The organism is Terriglobus sp. YAF25, assembly GCF_052113305.1.
Taxonomy (GTDB): domain Bacteria; phylum Acidobacteriota; class Terriglobia; order Terriglobales; family Acidobacteriaceae; genus Terriglobus.
Window position 1 is genome coordinate 1 of record NZ_JBFRCY010000449.1, and the last position, 3840, is coordinate 3840.

The following is a 3840-nucleotide window of genomic DNA, read 5'->3' on the forward strand; positions in this document are numbered from 1 at the left end:
CATCCATCTGCCCGGCTGGGATATTGAACTTCACCACGCCCTGCGAGATGGGCGCGTGATGCGAATGATCATGCCCATGACCTTCTTGGGCGACCGCTCCCTCGCCGGCGCCATACGCCGCAAGGGTTACTGCCACCACCTTCGCACTACGCTTCTGCCAAAGCTTCCAACGATTCAAAGGCCTCTTCATGCCAATCCTCCAGGGTTTAGGTCAGCGCGGAGGCCCTCACCTGCACACGCTTCCACTCTTGTCTTCCGCCCCGAAGCAGCCCCTCAACCGTTCGCGGCACACCTTCTCCCTTCAGAAGCTTTCTGAAGGAGATCAGCGACTTTTTCAGTCCGATATAGGCAGCATATCGCAATTGGCGACCTTTCAAGTCCTAATTGAGAAATATTTCCGACTGTTTCGGTCGGTAATCGTTCGAGTACTCTGAAAGCCGTGCCGGCCACATTTCATACCGAGCAGTGGGTCCCCTACCCGGTCGAGCTGGTCTTCGCTTTTTTTGCGAATCCATACAATCTGCCGCTGCTGATGCCGAAGTTCTTCAAGGTCCGGATCGAGGAAGCCGCGCTGGCTCCGCCACCTTCACGACCGGTAGCGCCAGACCCCGCCCTGCGCCTGAAGAGCATCGCCGCGGGTGCAGGAAGCCGCTTTACGGTGTCAGCCTGCCTGGTTCCGCTGCCGCTGATCAACTTCCGTGTCCCCTGGGAGGTCGAGATCACTGAGTTCGCGTGGAACCATCACTTCACAGACGTTCAGCTTCGCGGTCCCTTCCGTTACTGGCGGCACACGCACAGCGTCAGCGAAGAGACCCGCGCCAATGAAGCGGGAGTTCCGATTCACGGCACCCGGGTCACTGACGACATCGAGTTCACTCCCCCTATGGCCGTCGCCTCGTCCGCCATGATTAGGCGGCAACTGGCCTCCAACTTCCGGACCCGTCAGAAGAAACTGGATTCGATCCTGCCGAAGCTGGTAGCCAGCCTCAACCGGCGTTAGGACTTGCGATTCCCGGCGATACCCGGCACCCTAAACCTATGTGGCCCAAGCTTCTTCTCCAATTGACGGAACACCTTCCCAAGCTCCTCCGGCTGATCCCCTTGCTTGAGTCGCTGGTCGCTTCTCGTCTGGCTGCACCCGCCGCCGCGCCCGCTGAACTCGACCTCACTCCGCTCAACGAGGCCACGGAATCACTCAAAGCCGAACTTGGCCAGGTTGCCCGTTCTCACGTCTCGCTCAGCAAGCAGATCTTTGAGACACACCAAGACCTGAATCAGCGGATCGAGCATCTCTCCGCCGAACTCCGTTCCCACCAGGAAGCCAGCAGCCGCCAGATCGATCAGTTGGAGCATCAGCTGCACAGCTTCCAGAGCTGGTTCTGGATCCTGCTTGCGCTGCTGCTCGCCGCCATCGCCCTGATGATTGCCCTGCTTGTCGTCAAGTGAGATGATCGAGCCCTTCAATTGGGGTCGACTGAATGGAGGTTCGATTGAGGCGAGTTCTCCTTGGCGTTTTCCTGCTATCGTCAGCCTCGCTGATCGGGACTCAGCCCTCTCCACAGAGCCTGCTCGCTGCCGAACGAGATGCATTCGTCACTGCTTATTCAAGACCCTGGCATCGCATCGTTCACTTCATTCTTTTTCCCGGAGATAAGAAGAAAGAGATCGCCGGCACGGTAGAAGATACCGTCTATTCTCCGTTTCACCAGAAACGCACCTACAGCTCCGCCAAGGAATCGTTTTCGATCTATACGCTTCCGGAAGGAACATTTACGGATCGCAAGAACGCGATCCTTCCTGGAATGCTTCGCTTCGGCTTACAAGGTATGTCCCCTCAACTTGTGCCGCAGCTCCTAGCTAAGGACCGCATTCTCGCTATTGCGGCTCTCCCTGACACTCACTTCAGCTGCTACCAGATCGACAGGCGGGACGATTCCGGATTCATCGCATTCAGCAGCAGAAGCGTTCCCTCATTCTGCTTCGATCAAAATGGAATACTGCGCGCTGTGACACTGGAACACATCATGACCGCGGTTAATGCCCAGCTACTACTCAATCAGAAATATGTTCCCTCTCGTGTCCTGATCGCGACTGAGGGGAGTTCCCTCGTCTCGCTTGAGACCGTCTTGCTGGAATCACTTCCCGAAAACGGAACCATCCGGAAGCCTTCGGAAGCGATCTATCCGGGGGAGCGATCTGAGATCAGCCCATGCGATTCCGGAGGAACCGAAATAACCGCATCTGCTTCCAGTTCGCTCGGCACACGCGGTGTGCTGCTGGATGTTCATATCAATGAACAGGGGAAGGCCGACCGCACGTCCGTTATCGCTTCCGCCTCTGGCTTATTTGAGGGAGAGGCACAGGATGAGATCCGGAAAAAAACATACGCTCCATGCGTAATCTCCGGAAAAGCTACAGACTATGGCCTGACGGCGCTCTGGTGGGCAAGAGACCGCTTTCGGTTCCGAAAAGGACCGTTTTCCCGCTTCTAAGTAGATAACCATTCCACCAACCATGGCGCACCGGGGCTATGATGTTCGGCATGATGCGGACGCTGATCTTCGCTCTCTGCGGAATCGCGGTCACGGGGGCCCTGGCGGAACAACCATGGAAGCCCGCCGACATGCTGCGGGCACAGCGTCTCGAAGTCCGTGAGGCCTATCGGCAGCCCTGGCATCGCATTGTCAGCTTCCAGCTCTACGACCAACAGGGACACTCGACCCAGGCCGGAACGGTCGAAGACTTCTATAGCTCCCCTGGCAGCCAGCGCCGGGTATTTACCTCCACAAAGCAGCACTTCACGACCTACACGACCGCCGAGGGAGCTTTCGTCGACGTCCGCAATATCTCTCTTTCACCAGCACTTCTGCTCGCCCTCGCCGGACTTGGAGAGACTGGGGTCCCCGATGTGCTTCCGCGTGACCGCTTCCTGAGCGAACATGCTCCCGGTCATGGCACCCTGGCCTGCTTCGGCACTCAACGAACGGATGAGTCCGGTATGTATGCGGTCTCTCTGGTTGACGCGCCCACAACCTGCTTCCAGGCCACCAGCGGAGAACTGCGAGCTGTAAAGCGCAACGGCATCGTGACTGCAATCCTCGACTGGAATACGCTCCGCGAACATCGCGTCCCCGGCCGCATTACTGTGTTCGGCGAAGAGGGAAAGATTGCCGAGCTGACGGTCACCCTGCTTGAACCCCTCGATCATCCCCTGGACGCCCCACCCTCTGACAGTCACCTGCATCCGGCCCATGGCGCTGAGCTAGCCGCGTGCGACCAGGGAGGATACAGCCCCGTTGGCCTGCCGCAGTCTCACACTCCCCGGCTACAGGCGTATGTTCACGTCGACCGCAATGGTAAACCGGACAACATCCGTGTCCTATCGCGGGCCGACACCCTCACCCAGGGCTATGTCGCTGAGGAGATGAAGCACCGTACGTATCCACCGTGCCTCGTGGATGGTCGGGTAACGGACTTCTCTTTCATCACCAGCGTCTACCGGCCAGAGATGAACCAGGTCTCCACTGCCGGCTTCCTCTCCGGATGGAACGCGTATCTGGGCCCGGGAGCGAACGACTCCTCAAACTCGCTCTCAAATCTCGCCATCGCAGGCTGGTAGAACTCTGAACCGGTCCACCTTGCCCCGGCACCACCCCTCATTTAAGCTCGTAGATATGTACGAGGACTTTCACGCCCGCGACCGGTTTACCGGGGAAGACCTGCACTGCACCTGGAAGGGCACGGTCGTCGCCATCGCAACGCGTCATGCCGACGCCACCGATATCCGTTTCGCTGTGAACGGCCGCCCCGTGCGGATCGCCATGCCGAATGAGGCGTGGG

The 3840-nt window shown here is 58.5% G+C and carries 5 protein-coding genes; 4 read left to right on the forward strand and 1 reads right to left on the reverse strand.

All coding sequences use genetic code 11. The annotated features are described in order from the left end of the window. On the reverse strand, nucleotides 1–190 hold a 190-nt coding region (locus AB4043_RS17665), incomplete at its 3' end, for a hypothetical protein (protein WP_442307659.1). Nucleotides 191–439: 249 nt separating this feature from the next. Here AB4043_RS17665 and AB4043_RS17670 point away from each other — a divergent pair. From AB4043_RS17670 to AB4043_RS17685, 4 genes are read left to right on the forward strand one after another with little or no spacing between them, the layout of a single operon-like run. Further along, nucleotides 440–1000: an SRPBCC family protein gene (locus AB4043_RS17670; protein WP_442300875.1), complete on the forward strand. Its 561-nt coding sequence runs from the start codon at nucleotides 440–442 to the stop codon at nucleotides 998–1000. A gap of 38 nt (nucleotides 1001–1038) precedes the next feature. Beyond that, the gene (locus tag AB4043_RS17675) at nucleotides 1039–1446 is read left to right on the forward strand and encodes a hypothetical protein (protein ID WP_442300874.1); all 408 of its coding nucleotides are present in this window, start codon (nucleotides 1039–1041) and stop codon (nucleotides 1444–1446) included. 44 nt (nucleotides 1447–1490) lie between these two features. Beyond that, a complete protein-coding gene (locus tag AB4043_RS17680; protein WP_442300873.1) occupies nucleotides 1491–2492 on the forward strand; it encodes a hypothetical protein in 1002 nt (333 codons plus the stop codon). A gap of 50 nt (nucleotides 2493–2542) precedes the next feature. Beyond that, on the forward strand, nucleotides 2543–3619 hold the full coding sequence (locus tag AB4043_RS17685) for a hypothetical protein (RefSeq protein ID WP_442300872.1): 1077 nt from the start codon (nucleotides 2543–2545) through the stop codon (nucleotides 3617–3619). Nucleotides 3620–3840: the final 221 nt, after the last annotated feature.

Excerpts from the sequence above, each read along its gene's own strand:
- AB4043_RS17685 (WP_442300872.1), top strand. The coding sequence starts at position 2,543 with ATGATGCGGACGCTGATCTTCGCTCTCTGCGGAATCGCGGTCACGGGG.
- AB4043_RS17675 (WP_442300874.1), top strand. The coding sequence starts at position 1,039 with ATGTGGCCCAAGCTTCTTCTCCAATTGACGGAACACCTTCCCAAGCTC.